Source organism: bacterium, from assembly GCA_035371905.1.
In the GTDB taxonomy this organism is placed as follows: domain Bacteria; phylum Ratteibacteria; class UBA8468; order B48-G9; family JAFGKM01; genus JAMWDI01.
In genome coordinates this window covers 1-17,706 of record DAORXQ010000027.1, presented here as the reverse complement: position 1 = coordinate 17,706, position 17,706 = coordinate 1, and the positions used below count along the sequence as shown (strand labels likewise).

Here is a 17,706-nt window from a genome sequence, read left to right as displayed (position 1 = left end):
AAATTGTTTTTGGAGAAGGAATTGCCTGATATGTAAAAAAATCGTCAAGTGCTTCAAAATCAACATTTTTTTTTATTTCAGTTAACTGTAAAATCCCCTTTAATTCAGAAGAAAAATAAATGTTTCCATTTTTCATTGAATAAACAAGTGGTTTTTTTCCAAGTCGGTCTCTTGCAAGAAATAAAACTTTATTCTTTCTATCCCATATAGCAAATGCAAACATGCCTCTTAAATTAGACAAACATTTTTCTTTTTTTTCTTCGTAAAGATGAATAATAACTTCATTATCTGAATTTGTTTTAAAAATATGACCTTTTTCTTCAAGTTTCTTTCTTAATTCAACAAAATTATATATCTCTCCATTACATATTAAAATTAAACTTTCATCCTCATTATAAATGGGCTGTTTTCCTGTTTTTAAATCAATAATACTTAACCTTTTATGTCCTAAACCAATATTATTTTCAAAAAAATATCCTTCTTCATCAGGTCCTCTGTAATTCATAACATTTGCCATCCTTTTTATTTCTTCTATCTCAACTATTCCTTTATTTTTTACTATTCCACATATTGCACACATTTTAAGAATTGATGATTTTGTTCAATTCACCTTTCAAAAACTCAAAAATTTTTTTAAAATAAAAATCTCTTTCTCTCTTATCTATAATTGAACCAATAAACTTAAATTTTCCATCTTTTTGATAAGTTTTTCAGCAACATTTTTTTCTATATGCAGAAATATTCCCTTTTTTACCAAGAAACTCTATATCAAAACAATCTCTAATCTCTCCTCTATCTAAAAAACTTTCTATTTTAAATCGTAAGGTGTCTTTTAAATAAAGAGTGTTAACTAAAACCTGTATATCTGAATATTGAGAAAAAGCAATTGTTTTTTCATATTTAATTCTTTTTATTTCTTTTCTTATTTCAATTTTAAGATTTTTTTTGTAATAAGGAGAATGAATTTCAAAAAGTATGGTATGTAATTTAATAACACAATCTTTAATAAAATACCTTTTTTTCAAATGATTTTCTAAATTCATAAAATATTTCTCTATATCAATTTTTTTAATAATCCAGAAATCAAGGTCACTGGAAAATCTGTTTAATCCATAACATACCCTGAGCATAGTACCTCCAACAAAAACAAGTTTGTCAAAAAATTTTCCGCTATTTAAATATTCAAGGACTTCAATTTCAAATTTTTCCTGGTTAATTAACCTTTCCATATTTCATAAAATTTTTTTTGAACTCTGACAGGATAATTTTTTATTTCTTTTTTCAAAAATTTAAAATCAAGTTTATTAAAATCAATGGATGAAATATCAAATTTATATTTACCAAATGAGTAAAGATAAATAATGTCCAGAAAGGCTTTTTCTTTTCCCGCGATAAAAAAATTTTCTCTTCTGACAAAATTCTTGTAATATTTTTTTTTAATTTTATAATAGTTAAAAATCACGCTATCTATATTTTTTTTAAAAGACCTTTTTAAAGAGATAGATTCAAAAAGATCTTGTTGAATTTGAGTTGTAATTTCATAATAACTTAAAGCAGTCATCAATGAAATGTAAGATGGAACTTGTATAATATTAACAATTTTAAAAATTTCTTCTAAAGATAGATTTTCCCATTTTTCTCTCAAGATAAAAAAATTCCTTTTTAATCTCAATATATAACCTTTTTTTATGTATCTGCCTACTTCTACTTTTGCCGAATCTTTTTTTATCCCGAGTGTTTCTGTAAAATCTTCAACTGTAAAATACAGTTTTTCCTTTAAAACCCTTATTTTTTCATATCCCATTTTTAAGTACAATAAATTAACAATTTTGTTAACTTTCTATATTTTAAAATAATCAAATATAATATGCAAATTTCTTCTTTGGAAGCTGTTTCATAAAATACTTTCGTAAATGTATACTGAACCGCGTTTCCTTTTTTATTTTGTTATATTTTGTTTCTACTGTCAACTACGGTTCTTTCTTAAAGGAGTTTAACCCCCTTTAAAAACCCCAAGAGGTATCAACTCCCAAAATGGGTAGTTCACCATCTCGCTACCCGTGCTAATCAGTGTTCCTTATTCGTTGCACCAGCATCCCATCAATCTTTGAGGGTTTTAAGGTAATTATAACTTGTTTTTGGTATAAAGCGATCAGAAAAAACACTTGGAATTTTTCAAATTCCAGTGTTTTAAACCTGTGGTTGAGCAAGTATTTACGTACTTTCTTATTACACATATTGCACACATTTTGAATATAATAAGTTAACAATTTTGTCAATTTTTCTATATCCTTTAATGTTTTTTTATAAAAACAAATTCATTACAACCATGACCACCGCCACAGGTTTTAAGTTTAATCAATTCAAAATTTCTTTTATAAAAAAAATTAAATATTTTTTCTGGCTTTGCTACTTCAAAAGGGTACCCTCCAACCCAATCAATTATATCATACCATGGAGACATCCCTCTTTGTTTGTAATAATTTTTCCATGTTTTGAGTGGTTTTAGTTTTATTAAATCTTTTACCATTGTTGGTTCCCATAATCTTAAAAAAACAATAAAAATAATAAAAGGCTTAAAAAAATAATGTGAATTATAAATTTTCTTTATATTTTTCCAGATTTTACTTGCAAATCATTGGTCATTGTAGACAGAAATAATTAAATAACTATCATTTTTCACAAAATATAAAAGGTTTTCCATTGCCCTCCACATATTTCCAGTATGATGAACTACTCCCCAAATATAAATAATATCAAATTTCTTGAGAGATTCAACATATTCCCTATTCAATATATCGCCTTTTTCAATTTTCCAGATTTCATCATCTTTATAAAATTTGTTTTTTAGTATCTTCGCACATTCAATTGCCTCTTCATCACAGTCAAAAGAATAAACACTTGCTCCTAAATTTCTCGCTGCTAAACTAAAAATTCCACTTCCACATCCAATATCAACAAAAGTTTTTTCTTTCAAGTTATTTAATCCTGTTAATTCCTTCAGAGAAATTTCCGCTTCTTTTATTCTTTTTTCATTTAATACTTTTAAAAAATTCTTCCAGTTTTTTCCAAATTTAAATTTCTTCATTTTCCTTCCAAATACAATTTTAAATATTTCTCTATAATTATTTCATAAGAATAATTCTCCTCAATTTTCTTTCTGTTTTTTTCACTTACTAACTTCATTTTTTTCTCATCTTTTAACAACTCTTCTATTGCATTTTTAATTTTACTAATATTTCTCGGCTCTATTAAATATCCATTTATTTTATTTTCAACTATGTCAATATTACCACCCACTTCTGAAACAATCACAGGAAGTCCACATGCCATAGCTTCAAGTAATGATATAGGAAGTCCTTCAGAAATAGAAGGTAAAACAAAAACATCTGCTATTTGTAAATATTGAGTAACATTTTCTATTTTTCCCAAAAATAAAACCTTTTCTTTGATATTTAGTTTTTCAACCTTATTCACTAAATATTTTTTCAATTCTCCATCCCCTATAATAATCAAAAATTTTTCAGGTATATTTATATCTTTAAATGCTTCCAAGAGATAATCAATACCCTTTTGTTTTGTCAATCTTCCAACAAATATTATAATTTTTTCATCTTTGAATCCAAGTTTTTCTTTAACAATACTTTTATTTTCTGATGGTTTAAATTTCCTTATATCTACACAATTTGGAATAAGAAAAATTTTTTTTCTTTTAAATCCAGCACTTTCTAGTTCTTTTTTCATTTCATTACTTAAAACAATTATCCCGTCACTCTTTTTAAAAACTTTTAAATAAATACTTGAAAATGGTACTTTTTTTAAAGTGTTTAAATCTCCAAAAATTCCCGAACATTCCATTCTGCAAAAAACTTTTTTCTTTAATAATTTTCCAGCGATAACAGAAACAAAAGAACTATGTTTTAAGAAAAATGATTGAATAATATCATATTCTCTACAGTGAAAAATGAGATATAAAAATAAAGAAAAACAATAAATGATTGTACCAATAATTCTTTTTTTTGGAGAGTAAAGTTGAATAATTTTAATATTATTTAAAAATTTTTCCCTTTTTTTAAATAAAGAATTTCTTGATGTTATAACCTTTACTTCTACATTTTTCTTTTTTAAATTTACAGTAAACTCTCTTGCAAAATTTTCTGCTCCACCTATTGAAAAAAAATCTCTTATAATTATTAACACTCTCATTTTCAAAAAAATTTAAGAAATTTTTTAATGCCGAAATAAATATTTTTATGGAAAAGAATTAACCTTACAATGAAAATTAAATTGTTTTTTGTAAAAAATATAAAAGGATTGTTTTTAAATCCTTTTAGATAACTTTTTATTCCTTCTTTTTTATTTTCAAAAATTTTATATATAGAAAATTTTAAATAACCATAAGATTTTGCTTTTTTAATTTCTCTTTTGTTTAAGTAAATTTCGTTTTTTGATAAATTTTTTTCCAGCATTTCAAATGAATTTTCAAAAGAATTTTTGGTTTCATAAGCATACATAGCAGAATAAATTCCAATATTTTTTAATAATTTTTCAGTTTTTCCGAAATATTTTTTCTGGACTTTTAAAGTTTCAACAAAAATAAATAAATTTGAACTTGAACTTCTCGCATCATATCTTTTCCTGAAAATTGCAAGAGTATAAGGTATGTATTTGAATTTTAAATTATTTTTCAAACATCTTATCCAGAACTCATAGTCATTTGCAAATTTTAAATTTTCATCAAAAATTCCAACTTTTTCTATTACTTTTCTTTTCAAAAAAACCTCCGGTTGAATCAGAGCATTCTCATAAATAAAATCTTTTTCTTTAATATTTCTTTTATTTTTTTTTATTTTTACAAAATTTCCTGATGCATCAATAAATTTAACATCTCCATAAACGATGTCTATCTTTTCGTTTTTTTTAAAGGTATTCCATACCTTTTTTAGAATCCCGGTCGGATAAATATCATCAGAATTAAGTATTCCTATAATTTCCCCTTTTGTTAATTTAAAACCTTTATTTAGAGCATTCGTTGGTCCTTCATCCTTTTCTGAAATATATCTAAATTCAAGTCCTTTACAGTTTATTTTAATTTCTTTATTTTCAAACCCTTTCTTATATTTTTCAAGTATTTCAAGGGTATTATCTGTAGAACCGCCATCTAAAATGAGATATTCAAGATAGAAATCTCCTTCCTGAAAAATTACACTTTTTATTGTTTCTTCTATATATTTTCCCTGATTTAAGGAGACGGTTATGATAGAAAAAATTTCTTCATTTTCCATATTTTTCCGTAAACCATTTATATGTCAATTTTAAACCTTCATATATGTTATATTCCGGTACCCATCCTAATTTTTTTATTTTCTCAATGTCTAAAATTCTAATACCAGCACCTTCTGGCATTTTTTCATTAAATATTATTTTCCCCTTAAAACCACTGATTTCTTTTAAAACTTCAACAATTTCTTTTATACTTGTACCTCTTCCAGTCCCAATATTTATAATCTCTTTACCATTGTAATTTTCCATTAAAAAAATACAGGCATTTGCTATATCATCAACATATATAAAATCTCTTTTTGCATTTCCTGTTCCCCATATCTCAATTTCCTTTAAGTTTTCTTTTTTTGCAATATAAAATTTTTTAATCAAAGCAGGTATAACATGTGCTCCTTCATCAAATTGTTTTTCTCCTGATCCATAAACATTTCCTCCTATAACTGTTAAAAATTCAGTTTTATATTGTTCATTATATGCCTGACACATTTTAAGTCCCATTATTTTTGCAATTGCATAAGGTTCATTTGTTTTTTCAATTTTTCCTGTTAATAAATATTCCTCTTTCATTGGCTGGGGACAATTAACCGGATACATACAGGAACATCCAATATAGAGAAGTTTTTTAACATTAAAAATATGAGAAAAATGAATAAGATTGAGATTGATTATTGAGTTTTCATAAATGAAGTCGGCACCCTTTTCAATATTTGCTTTTATTCCTCCTGTTCTTCCTGCACATATAAAAACATATTCAGGTCTTTCTTTTTCAAAAAATCTTTCAACATCTTTTTGAATTCCTAAATCAAGTTCATCTCTTTTTTTTAAAATTAAATTTTTATATCCTTTTTGTTTCAAAATTCGTGTTATTGCTGAACCAATAAGGCCGGTATGACCTGCTATGTAAATAGAAGAATTTTTATCCATTTATTTCCAGAAAACTCTTTATTACTTCTCCAACATATTCAATATCTTCATCATCTATATCCTGATGAACTCCTATATGGATTCCGTTATTTCCAATATATTCAGAAATGGGAAATTCACCTTCTTTATATCCCAAAAATTTATATCCAGGTGTCTGAGTGGGTATTGAAGAAAAAAGGTCTCTTGTATCAATGCCATTTTCATTTAAATAAAAAACAAGTTCATCTCTTTTAAACTTACATTTTTCCTTTAAAATAAAAGGGAAAGCATGGGGACTTAATTTTTCTTCTTTTGCCTCATCAATTGTATAGAAATAATCTTCAAATTCCTTAAAAATTTCTTTCAGTTTAAAAAAGTTTTTTCTTCTTTTTTCAATTATTTCTTCATATATTTCAAGGTTTCCAATGCCTACCGCCGCTTCAATTTCATTCATTTTTGAGGAAAAGCCAACTCTTTCAAATACAAATCTTATATCCCTACCATATTTAAATCTTTTTTTGCAATATCCGGAAGAAGTATTTAAAACACAAACATCACATTTACACGCTCTTCCATGTGCTCTTAAAGACCTCAATATTTCAGCATATTCTTCATTATCTGTTATGATAATTCCTCCTTCAATTGTTGAAATTATATGGGCAACATATGTACTGAAGCAACCCATATCTCCAAAAGTTCCAACATTTTTACCTTTATATTCTGAACCGTGTGCTTCTGCTGAATCTTCAATTAAAAATAGATTATATTTTTTTGTAATTTCACATATTTTTTCCATATTTACAGGTTTTCCCATAAGATGTACGGGTAACATTGCTTTTGTTTTTTCTGTTATTTTTTCTTCAATTTTTTCTGGATTTATATTTAATGTTTCAAGTTCTACATCCACAAATACAGGTTTAAAACCAGCCATCAAAACTGCATTTGCAGTTCCAATAAAAGTTAAAGCAGGAAGAATTACTTCATCACCTCTTTTTGCACCAAAATCATAAAGAACTGAAAGAGCAAGAGCAATTGCATCTGTTCCACTGCTTACAGCAACTCCATATTTAACTCCCCAAATATCCGCAAACCTTTTTTCAAATTCTCTAACATATTTTCCCTGAGATACTCTTTTTGTTTCAAGTAATTCATATATTATCTTTTTTGCTTTTTCTGTTATTACTATTGTGCCGAAAGGTATTTTTCTTTTATACATATTTCCTCTTAATTTTTATTTTTAACATATCTTTTATATGTTCAACAACTTTTTCTCCAAACTTTTCTTCTATCATTTTCAAATATTCAGGATTACTGTAATAGTCAATAAAAGCATCATCTCTAAATTTCAAAACCTCCTCCGGTTTTAAATACTTTGTAGGTAAAGGATATGTATCTTCAGAAAGTTGTGCAAAACCACTCCATTCATCTGGCAGTTTTATACCATTTTTTAAAGCCCATTCGTATAAATAAGAACCCGGATAAGCCATAGCAACATAAAAATTCACATATTCACAATTTAATTTTTTTGCAAGTTGAAGTGTTTCATTCATAGTTTCATAATTATCGTCAGGAAGTCCAAAAATGAAATTCCCGAGTATATAAATTCCTGCTTTTTTTGTCATTTCAATTACTTTTTCAATTTTGTCCTGCTGTATTTTTTTAGAAACACCCTTTCTTACTCTTTCACTTGCTGATTCAATTCCATAACATAGCCAATTAAAACCTGCTTTTTTTAACTTTTTCAATATTTCTTCATCAACTGTATCTATTCTTGCATAAGCCCATATATTAAGTTTATATCCCCTTTCTATAATCAAATCACATATTTTATTTACCCTTTCTTTATTTAAAACAAAAAGTTCATCAGCAATTTTTAAATTTTTAATATTATATTTACCCACAAGTTCATCTATCTCTTCAATGACCTTTTCCGGCGATTTATATCTTATTCCTGGTTTATTATTATAAAGTGCTTTTATGTTACAATAAGAACAATTAAATGGACATCCAAAACTTGTATAAATTGCAGCATAATTACCTCTTTCATCAATATTTTTAAAACAATGCCAGTTATGCGCTCTATATTTTTCCATAGGTAATAAATCCCATGCAGGTAAAGGTAAAGAATCAAGGTCTGTTATTATTTCCTCATATCCACCACTTACTATTTCATCATTCTTTCTATACCACAGACCTTTTATTCCTCTTATATCTTTTTTTCCTTTTAAACATTCAAGTAAATTTAAGGTTGTTAAAAACCCCTCTCCCTGACATACAAAATCAGTTTTTTCTTCTTTTAATGTTTTTTCAGGTAATGATGAAGGATGTAAACCAGAAAGCATGACTTTTATATTTTTATTTTTTTCTTTTAATATGTTAAGTAATTCTCTAACGGTTGTCATTTTGGGAGTAGAAGAAGCAGAAGGATTTGTTCCCATTACAACGATATTAACAAGAACCGGATTATTTTTGATTATTTCATTTACAGTTTCCTCAGGAGATAAATTTTCAGCATCAGCATCTATTATTTTAACTGAATAACCTTTTTTTCTTATAAAAGAAGCAATTAAAGCACACCAGTATGGTGGTTCTATTCCGGCAAGATTACTTCTCAATTTCCCATAAACTTTTTTAGGATTTCCTGGATTTACAAGTAAAAGGTCAATCATTTTTTATTTTAAACATTTGAAAAGCCATATTTTCTTATAATTTTATAACCTTTTATTAATTCGTTTATTCCTTCGTCAAGTGAAATTTTTGCTTTATATCCGGTTTTTTCAATCTTTTCATTACTTACAATGTAGTTCCTTTTATCAGGGTCCTCTCCAACCTCTGCTTCATGATAATAAAAATCAGGGATATGTTTTTTTATCAGTTCACACAGTTCTAATTTGCTTATATTTGCATCACTAAGTCCAACATTATAAGTATTATTTTTCATCTTTTCAAAATTCTCAAGACAGTGAATGAAAGAAAAAGAAGCATCCCTTACATGTATATAATTTCTTTTAAAATGTCCCTGATAAACAACAAGATATCTATCTACAACCGCTCTGTAAACAAAATCATTGACAAGTAAATCAAGTCGCATTCTCGGACTTATTCCAAAACATGTTGCAAATCTTAAAGTGATACTGTTTCCTGAGTCCAGAACTGCTTTTTCTGCTTCAACTTTTAATCTTCCGTAAAGAGATATTGGTCTTAAAGGAGTTTCTTCTGTGCAGTATATTCCTTCCTGTCCAATTCCATAACCACTATTCGTTGTTGGAAATATGATTATTTGTTCTTTACTTCTCAATTTAAGTATCAATTTTATAGCGTCAAGATTTACAGATTTTGCTTCGTAAGGATTTCTATCACAGGCAGGAGCCCCTGTTATGCAGGCAAGTGGAAATATAACATCAACTTCTTTTAATATTTCTTTTAATAAATTTTCATCTCTTGTGTCTCCTCTTATTATTTCAAGGTTTTTTAAATGACAGCAATCAAGAAGAGATGTCTGGTTATACATAAAATTATCAAGAACAATTACTTCATAACCTTTCTGTAATAAAATAGGAACCAATACCGAACCTATATAACCACCTCCACCAGTAACAAGTATTTTCATTTTTCTATCCTCTTTATATATTTAAATGTTATCATTTCTGTTGATTTTTGTAAACTTTTGAATATTTTTTTGAATAGTTATAAAATAAGTCTGATGAAAAATGTATTTGAAATTTTGATATTAAGTTTTTTCATTTTTTTTAGTGGTTATTTTCCTGCAAGATTTCTTACTCAAAATTTACCTTTTGAAAAAGAAGAAAAATTTATTCTGAATTTTGCTTTCAGTTTTTTTCTTTTTTACATAGTAGGTTTTTTAAGTTATGTTTTTAACTCTAATTTTGCGATTTTTAATGGTATTTTTCTTTTAATCTTCTTATTTTTTTCTTTCTTTTATATTCTTAAAAATGGTTTTGATAATCAGGAAATTAAATTTTTAAAAAATTTTTTTATAATTTTTTTAGTTTTTATTCTTTACCAGACACTTATTCCTCTTTATTTTGGTGGTTTATTTTACTGGGACTGGTTTGAACATTTTTTAAGAAGTATTTTTTTTCTTGATAGATTACCAAAAGACATAGTTTTTGAGGGGTATATTATTCCTTCAAGACCTCCTTTTTTCAATATTGTTTGTTTTTTCTATCTTTCAATTACAGGTGGAGAATTTTATAAATATCAGATTGTTTCAACTTTTTTAAACTCAATGTTAATTTTATCAGTTTATCTTTTTTGTAAAGAATACCTTAAAATTGAAAATAAATACTTATTTTTAATAGTTTGTGTTGTTATGTTTTTAAATCCAGCGATTTTAAGACAGATAACTTATACCTGGACAAAAGCATTTTGTGCTTTTTATGTTATTTTAGGACTTTATTTTTACCTTAAATTTCTTAAAAATCAGAATTCTCTTCATTTATTTATTTCAAGTTTTTTATTCGGTATAGGTTTTATAGTTCATTTTTCTGCTGGTTGTTATATAGTTCCTGTTTTTTTACATCTTGCTTTTAGAACAATTCTTAATAAAAATTTGATAAAAAAAACAGGGATTTCTTATTTGATTTTCTTATTTGTGATTTTTACATATTTTTCATGGTCAATTAAAAACTATGGAGTTTATAAATCTTTTTTCTCAACAAATATATATCAACAGCAGAAAAATATAAGTTTGATTGATAGAATTGAAAAAGATTCCTTTAATTTTATAAAAACCTTACATCCTTTTCCATTAAAATACTACAAATATTTTTTCAATAATTCACCTTTATTTTACAAATTTTTTAATTACCTTCATCCTGCTTATGTATGTACACTACCAGGAAGTTTGACATTTTCATTAACTTTCTTTTTGTTAATTTTATTTTTAAAAAACATTAAACAAATTAATTTAAAAACACTTTCTTCTCATTCTTTTCTTATTTTTTTCTTTTTTTTGAGTTATCTTTTAGATATAGTTGTTATGCCTTTAAAAGAATTGTCAGGACTTGCTCATACAGGATTGCTTCCACTTACATGTTTATTTATCTGTTTTGGAATAAAGTATATACTTTCTATGCCTGAAAAAAATTTTTTTATTTTTAGTTCAGTTTTTCTAATAGAAACACTTTTTATCTTAACTGTTTTTACAATTGCATTTAATATATACTCTGACCCGCAAAGAATTATTTCTCTTGGTATGTCTGAGAGGATTGATTCTTCTTTAATTTCAAACTTCCTTTTAAAATATTATAACCATCTCGTTTTTCTTCATGATAAAATTTCAATCTTTAAATAAAGTCAATATTTATTCTCTTCAATATTGATAGTACTTTCAACTATATAATTTGGCCTGTTTAATACTTCCTTCCATATTCTTCCGATATAAACACCCAGAATTCCATTTGAGAAAATAATAATACCTGAAAAGAAAACCATAAAAGAAATCCAGAAATAAATAAGATGAAAAATTGAGAGTATAAAAAAAACAATTCCAAGAAAAATTAAAATAAGTCCAAGAACAACTATATAAAGTAAAGGCAAAATAGAAAAAGAAGTTACTCCACTTATAAATTCCATAAAAGGTCCCATACTTCTTAAAAATGGAAAATGAGTTTTACCTTTTGCCCTTTTTTCTCTGATATAATAAATATAGTCCTGTTTAAAACCAGCCCATACAACAAGTCCTCTAATATAAGGGTCTTTTTCTTTCAATTTTAAAACTTCATTTAATGCTTTCCTTGATATTAACTTAAAATTTCCAGCATCTTGGGGTAATCTAATTTCAGATACAAAGTTTATAATTTTATATGCGATTTTGATAAGAATAACTTTTATTTTACTATCTCCTTCTCTTTTTTTTCTAATTGTATGAACTATATCTGCACCATTTTCCCACTTTTTTATTAATTCTGGAATAAGTTCTGGAGGGTCCTGTAAATCAGCATCAAGTGTTATAATTGCGTCTCCTTTTGAATAATTAAGTCCTGCAATAAGTCCTTGATTATATCCAAATCTTCTTGAGAGGTTTATTATTTTTATTCTTCTGTCTTCAATGGCATATTCTTTTAAAATTTCAAGGGAATTATCTGTTGAAGCATCATTTACAAAAATTATTTCATAATCATAATTTGTTTTTTCAATTGCATTTTTTGTTCTTTTTATCAATTCAGAAAGATTTTCTTCTTCATTTCTAAAAGAAAAAACAATAGAAATCAAATTTTTCCTGTCCATTCAAGAATTCCATTAACGACTGACTCTTTGTCCAGTCCGCATATTTTCTGGATGTTTTCTCTTCCACCATAAGCATAAAGATATCTATCTTTTACTCCAAATCTTTTTACAGGTAAATTTATTCCATTATCCATCAAAACTTCAATAACAGCACTTCCCATTCCACCTGCAAGCAAATGTTCTTCAATAGTTACAACTCCTTTTGTATTTTTAACTATTTTTATGAGTAATTGTTCGTTTATTGGTTTTATTCTGTATAAATCAATCACTCCTGCGTTTATTCTGTATTTTTCAAGTTCTTCTGCTACCTCAATTGCTCTGTGTGTCATATTTCCAGTTCCAATTATATAAAAATCTTTCCCTTCTTTTAAAACAGAAAGTCCATCTGAGAAATCATTATCTTCTTTATATATTAAAGGTAGAATTTTTCTATCAAGCCGTACATAAGAAGGAGATTTTAATTTATAAGTAATTTCTGCGAATTTATAAGCCATTAAACTATCTGATGGAGAGAAAATATAAAAATTAGGTAAAACTCTCATTATTGTTATATCTTCTGTACAATGATGAGTAGGTCCTGAATCATCATAACCAAAACCAGCACCAACTCCAATGGCAGTAACAGGAATATTCATCAGAGATAAATCAACTTTCAACATCTCATAGCATCTTGAAGTTACAAAAGGCATTATTGCATATATATATGCCTTTTTTCCACACAGAGATAACCCTGTTGCAATTAGGACCATATTTTCTTCTGCAATTCCAACATTTATAAACTGCTCTTTTAAATCTCTTCTATATTTATCAAGAGAAGGTGCTCCCATATCAGCAGAAATTAAATAAATATTTTTATCCTTTTTTGCTAAATCATAAAGACGGTCAAAAAAAGAATCTCTCATAGTTTTATTTTTCATTATTTAACTCCTTTTTTGCTTTTTCTGCTTCTTTTCCTTTTGGTGCCATACCATGCCATAAAATCTGATTTTCCATGAAAGAAACACCTTTGCCTTTAATTGTATTTGCAATAATAACAAGGGGTTTTTCAGATTTCCTTTCTTTTACATTTTTTAATACTTTAAATATTTCACCAAAATCATGGCCATTTATTCTTTCAGTTTCCCATCCATAACTTTCCCATTTTTCTTCTAATGGTTCAAGTTTAACTATATTCTCTGTAAAATCAGTAACACATAACCAATTTCTGTCAACAATAGCAACAAGATTATTTAATTTATGATGAGATACAAAAAGAGCAGATTCCCATATAGAACCTTCATACAATTCTCCATCGCCCAGTAGTACAAAAACAAACCAGTCCCTTTTTTCCTTTTTAGCAATATAAGCCATACCAGCACCAATTCCAAGTCCATGTCCCAGAGAGCCAGTTGTTATTTCCACACCAGGTACATCATTCTGTAAATGAACTCCAAACATTCCATCTGCACAACAAAATTTATCACAGGCAGAAATCGGAAAAAAACCCAGGTCTGCTAAAATTACATATAAAATAGGACTTGCCTGTCCTTTACTTAAAATAAACCTATCCCTTTTTTCCCATTTTGGATTATCCACTTTATATTTTAAAATTCCTCCATAATAAAGAGCAACAAGAATTTCAATACAGGAAAAAGAAGAAGTAACATGACCAGTTCCCGCTTTAACACACATATCAAGAACTAATTTCCTTAAATCTTTTGCCTTTTTCTCATATTCAATAAATTTGTTTTTTTTCATTAGAGACTCCTTTTTTATTTTTTATAATTTCATAAATAACAGGTATTAGTTCTCTATAAAGATTACAAGCTATAACTTTGTTTCCTTTGTCTCCTAAATGACACAAATCTATAAAATATTCTTCTTGATTTAAAAAAAAATTTCTGTAACTAATAAACTTGAAATTAAACAATTTTGATACTTGTTTCAATTCTTTCTCTAATTTCTCTGCCATAATTAAACATTCTTCAGGATTATCACTTCTAAATGGTTGAAGCACAAAAATATATTTAACTCCAATTGAATTTAAATAAGAAGAAATTATATGAATATTTTTTATGGTTTTTCGTGGAAAATCGTTTGGAGTATAAAAAAAATGAAAAAAATCAGGTGTTATTTTCAATATAAAATCCCTATTGTTGTAGTATTCATATTCTCTATAAGCCCAGTAAAAATAAGACCCTTCATTATGTAACGCAGAAAATAAATCTTGTTTAACTCTGTAAACATTATATATGTCATTATATCCTGAATATGAAATTATAACATCCGGTTCGAATTCTGTAATCCTATTAAATATCCAAATTCTTTCATCAGTAGTGTGATATCCTCCACATGCAGCATTAATTACCCTAAAGAAATAATTTTTATCTGGAAATTTTTTAAATTCTTCTTCTAAAAAAGCTGATATTGTGGATTTATTATCTGGCATGAGACAACCCCATGCAGCAGAACCACCTGTTATAAAAATTCTTATTTCATTTATCTTTTTCTTGTCTAAATTCTCAGGATATCTGAATTGTTGATTATTATGAAAAACTCCACCCATATAACCAGGTGCAGGAGCGTAATGAACATATGGAGTATAAACCATTGTCGCATGTCTCACGTATTCATTTTTTGGTTTTTTAAAAAAAGCTCTTTCACTATGTGGCATTTCTTTTTGAATTATTGGATGATTTATTAATCTCGGTAATTTACTTATTTGAGGCAAAAATAATTGTGTATATCTATCTGAAAAACAAAAAATCATCTTTTCTATAAAATTTCTATAATGTCTCTCCGTTCTTTGTATTATTTTAAAAGAAGATCCTTCCCATATTATACTTGCACCGGTAATTCTTAAAGATAAATTTATACAAACTTTTGTGAGTATATAAAATATAAAAAATGAAAAAACGAAAGTAAGAATTATTAAAACAGTCATTATATGATAAATTGATATTTCTTTTTTCCTTTTCATTATTTCTCCTTCTTATCCTTTTTAAAAATAATAAAATCTTCCATAACTAAACAATCCATTTCTGTCTTTAAAAAACATTTTATAGCATCTTCAGGTGTACATACAATTGGTTCACCTCTAACATTGAATGAAGTATTTATTATAATAGAATAGCCAGTAAGCTCTTTAAAAGTTTTTATAAGATTCCAAAATTTATAGTTTGTTTCTTTATGAACTGTTTGTAATCTTGCTGAAAAATCAATATGAGTTATTGCAGGAACATCAGACCTGATAAAATATAATTTATCTTTTATATCCCACTCATAATAATCTTCTGGTATGTTTTTTCTTCTATTTTCTTTAACAGGTGCTGTAAAAAGCATATAAGGAGAAGGCCTATCCCATTCAAAATATTCTTGTGTATCTTCCCATAAAACAGAAGGAGCAAAAGGTCTAAATCCCTCTCTAAATTTTATTTTAAGATTTAATTTTTTTTGCATTTCAGGGTCTCTTGCATCAGCAAGAATACTTCTTGCTCCAAGAGCCCTTGGTCCAAATTCCATTCTTCCAGAAAACCATCCAATTATTTTCTTTTCGTTAATCAATTTAGCAATAAGATTACATAATTTATCCTGATTTTCTTCTTTATAAAATTGTAAATTATCATACTTTTTTAAGGTTTTTTCTATTTCATAAGAATTATATTCGGGCCCTAAAAAACATCCTTCCATTTTATCTTTTCCATTACAAATTCTTTCTTTCCCTAAATACATATGATAAACTGCATAAGCAGCACCAACTGCCCCACCTGCATCAGTCGCAGCAGGTTGAACCCATATATCTTCAAAAATTTTTTCTTTAAGAAGTTTACTGTTTGCTACACAATTAAGTCCCACACCACCACCAATAACTAAATATTTTTCTTTTGTAATTTCTTTCAAAAATTTAGCCATCTTTATTAAAATTTCTTCCAGAACATTCTGAATGGCATATGCCATATCTGCATATTCAGTTAAAATTTTACTCTCTGGTTTTCTCGGTGGAATTCCAAAAGTTTCTATCCATTTTTTCTCATTAACCATTTTAAAAGAAGTATTAAATGCAAAATAATCCATATTTAATTTTATAGAGCCATCTTCTTTTATCTCAATTAATTTTTCTTTTATTGTCTTTATATATCTTTTCGTTTTTTCTGAATGAGGATTTCCATAAGGTGCAAGACCCATTAACTTATATTCTCCATCGTTAACTTTAAATCCAGTATAGTAAGTAAAAGAAGAATAAAGAAGTCCAACTGAAGACGGAAATTTTAACTCATAGAAGAAATTTATTTTATTTTTATTCCCAAATCCAAGTGTGGCAGTTGCCCATTCTCCAACACCATCAATAGTTAATATGGATGCTTTTTCAAAAAGAGATGGGAAAAAAGCAGAAGATGCATGAGAAAGATGATGAGGGCAGAATAAAATTTTTGTATTCGGTGATAATTTTTCATTTAATTTTTCTTCTATTTCTTTTTTAATTATATTTTTTATTAAGATTCTTTCTTTTAACCATAAAGGCATTGATTGGACAAATTGTATTAAACTTTTTGGTGCATGTAAAAAATGTGTTTCAAGTAATCTTTCAAATTTTATAAATGGCTTTTCATAGAATACAATATAATCAAGTTTATCAGGTGTTAAGTTTGCATAATCAAGACAAAATTTGATTGAATTTATTGGAAAAGAAGGGTCGTGTTTAGTTCTTGTAAATCTTTCTTCCTGAACAGCAGATATTATTTTATCATCTTCAAGTAAACAACTTGCTGAATCATGATAAAAAGCAGATATACCTAAAATGTATATCGGTTTCATTTTTATCCCATTTTTTCAAAATTTTCTTTTTCTATTTTAAAATCAATTTCTTCCCAAAAACTATTTTTTTCCAAAATTTTCTTCTTTTGTAATTTTTTGATAAAAGAAATAGGACAGATTAAAAAACAAAATATTATCGAAAGAATAAGTTTTGTATATAATTCACCAATAAAATTTCCAAATTTATAAAGATACACAGGCACTTTGGGAAAAACAGCACCTGATAAGGCAAAAATAAGTATCAAAATAGGGAAAATTTTATGATTTGTAATTAAAAAAAGGATTGAAAACAAAATGATATATATTAAAAATGTTCTTTCAACTATTTCTTTTTTAAATTGTTTATGTTCCATATTTAATTAGAATAAAGGATAAATAAAAGGAGAAACCCCTGTTATACTGCTAACAAATATTAAAATTCCTATAAGTAAAAGTATAATAACAACAGGAATTAGCCAGAATTTTTTTCTTTCC

At 26.7% G+C, this 17,706-nt stretch carries 19 protein-coding genes; 1 reads left to right on the top strand and 18 read right to left on the bottom strand.

Going from position 1 to position 17,706, the window contains the following annotated elements:
- The 11 genes from PKV21_04525 to PKV21_04475 all read right to left on the bottom strand — a co-directional run.
- The coding region (locus tag PKV21_04525) for an asparagine synthetase B (GenBank protein HOM26753.1) at positions 1–580 on the bottom strand (580 nt) is incomplete at its 3' end.
- Positions 581–710: 130 nt separating this feature from the next.
- The gene (locus PKV21_04520; protein HOM26752.1) at positions 711–1,229 is read right to left on the bottom strand and encodes a nucleotidyl transferase AbiEii/AbiGii toxin family protein; all 519 of its coding nucleotides are present in this window, start codon (positions 1,227–1,229) and stop codon (positions 711–713) included.
- The gene (locus PKV21_04515; protein HOM26751.1) at positions 1,217–1,804 is read right to left on the bottom strand and encodes a hypothetical protein; all 588 of its coding nucleotides are present in this window, start codon (positions 1,802–1,804) and stop codon (positions 1,217–1,219) included. The genes PKV21_04520 and PKV21_04515 overlap by 13 nt, the downstream gene beginning before the upstream one ends.
- Before the next feature lie 489 nt (positions 1,805–2,293).
- Positions 2,294–2,530, bottom strand: coding sequence for a hypothetical protein (locus PKV21_04510; GenBank protein HOM26750.1), 237 nt, complete (start codon positions 2,528–2,530; stop codon positions 2,294–2,296).
- Between the two features lie 105 nt (positions 2,531–2,635).
- Positions 2,636–3,088: a methyltransferase domain-containing protein gene (locus tag PKV21_04505; protein HOM26749.1), complete on the bottom strand. Its 453-nt coding sequence runs from the start codon at positions 3,086–3,088 to the stop codon at positions 2,636–2,638.
- Complete coding sequence (locus PKV21_04500; GenBank protein HOM26748.1) at positions 3,085–4,206, bottom strand: glycosyltransferase family 4 protein; 1,122 nt, start codon at positions 4,204–4,206, stop codon at positions 3,085–3,087. The genes PKV21_04505 and PKV21_04500 overlap by 4 nt, the downstream gene beginning before the upstream one ends.
- Positions 4,207–4,208: 2 nt before the next feature.
- Positions 4,209–5,285 (bottom strand): glycosyltransferase family 2 protein, encoded by a 1,077-nt coding sequence (locus tag PKV21_04495; protein HOM26747.1) that lies wholly within the window; start codon positions 5,283–5,285, stop codon positions 4,209–4,211.
- Positions 5,275–6,207: a GDP-L-fucose synthase gene (locus PKV21_04490; GenBank protein HOM26746.1), complete on the bottom strand. Its 933-nt coding sequence runs from the start codon at positions 6,205–6,207 to the stop codon at positions 5,275–5,277. The genes PKV21_04495 and PKV21_04490 overlap by 11 nt, the downstream gene beginning before the upstream one ends.
- Positions 6,200–7,402: a DegT/DnrJ/EryC1/StrS family aminotransferase gene (locus PKV21_04485; protein HOM26745.1), complete on the bottom strand. Its 1,203-nt coding sequence runs from the start codon at positions 7,400–7,402 to the stop codon at positions 6,200–6,202. The genes PKV21_04490 and PKV21_04485 overlap by 8 nt, the downstream gene beginning before the upstream one ends.
- A complete protein-coding gene (locus PKV21_04480) occupies positions 7,395–8,855 on the bottom strand; it encodes a radical SAM protein (protein HOM26744.1) in 1,461 nt (486 codons plus the stop codon). Before PKV21_04480 ends, PKV21_04485 begins: the two co-directional genes overlap by 8 nt.
- A gap of 8 nt (positions 8,856–8,863) precedes the next feature.
- Complete coding sequence (locus PKV21_04475; GenBank protein HOM26743.1) at positions 8,864–9,796, bottom strand: NAD(P)-dependent oxidoreductase; 933 nt, start codon at positions 9,794–9,796, stop codon at positions 8,864–8,866.
- Between the two features lie 93 nt (positions 9,797–9,889).
- On the opposite strand from PKV21_04475, the gene PKV21_04470 reads away from it, so the two are divergent.
- Entirely contained in the window at positions 9,890–11,503 is a 1,614-nt protein-coding gene (locus PKV21_04470) for a glycosyltransferase family 39 protein (protein HOM26742.1), read from the top strand.
- Positions 11,504–11,505: 2 nt separating this feature from the next.
- Here PKV21_04470 and PKV21_04465 read toward each other — a convergent pair whose 3' ends face one another.
- The 7 genes from PKV21_04465 to PKV21_04435 form a co-directional block, all read right to left on the bottom strand.
- Positions 11,506–12,438, bottom strand: a complete 933-nt coding sequence (locus PKV21_04465) for a glycosyltransferase (protein HOM26741.1) — start codon at positions 12,436–12,438, stop codon at positions 11,506–11,508.
- Positions 12,420–13,355: a transketolase C-terminal domain-containing protein gene (locus tag PKV21_04460; GenBank protein ID HOM26740.1), complete on the bottom strand. Its 936-nt coding sequence runs from the start codon at positions 13,353–13,355 to the stop codon at positions 12,420–12,422. Before PKV21_04460 ends, PKV21_04465 begins: the two co-directional genes overlap by 19 nt.
- Positions 13,345–14,175, bottom strand: a complete 831-nt coding sequence (locus PKV21_04455; GenBank protein HOM26739.1) for a transketolase — start codon at positions 14,173–14,175, stop codon at positions 13,345–13,347. The genes PKV21_04460 and PKV21_04455 overlap by 11 nt, the downstream gene beginning before the upstream one ends.
- Complete coding sequence (locus PKV21_04450) at positions 14,153–15,397, bottom strand: hypothetical protein (protein HOM26738.1); 1,245 nt, start codon at positions 15,395–15,397, stop codon at positions 14,153–14,155. The genes PKV21_04455 and PKV21_04450 overlap by 23 nt, the downstream gene beginning before the upstream one ends.
- A complete protein-coding gene (locus PKV21_04445; protein ID HOM26737.1) occupies positions 15,397–17,232 on the bottom strand; it encodes a carbamoyltransferase in 1,836 nt (611 codons plus the stop codon). The genes PKV21_04450 and PKV21_04445 overlap by 1 nt, the downstream gene beginning before the upstream one ends.
- Before the next feature lie 2 nt (positions 17,233–17,234).
- The gene (locus tag PKV21_04440; GenBank protein ID HOM26736.1) at positions 17,235–17,585 is read right to left on the bottom strand and encodes a hypothetical protein; all 351 of its coding nucleotides are present in this window, start codon (positions 17,583–17,585) and stop codon (positions 17,235–17,237) included.
- A 6-nt stretch (positions 17,586–17,591) separates the two neighbouring features.
- Positions 17,592–17,706: DUF5989 family protein (locus PKV21_04435; GenBank protein ID HOM26735.1), on the bottom strand; the 115-nt coding region annotated here is incomplete at its 5' end.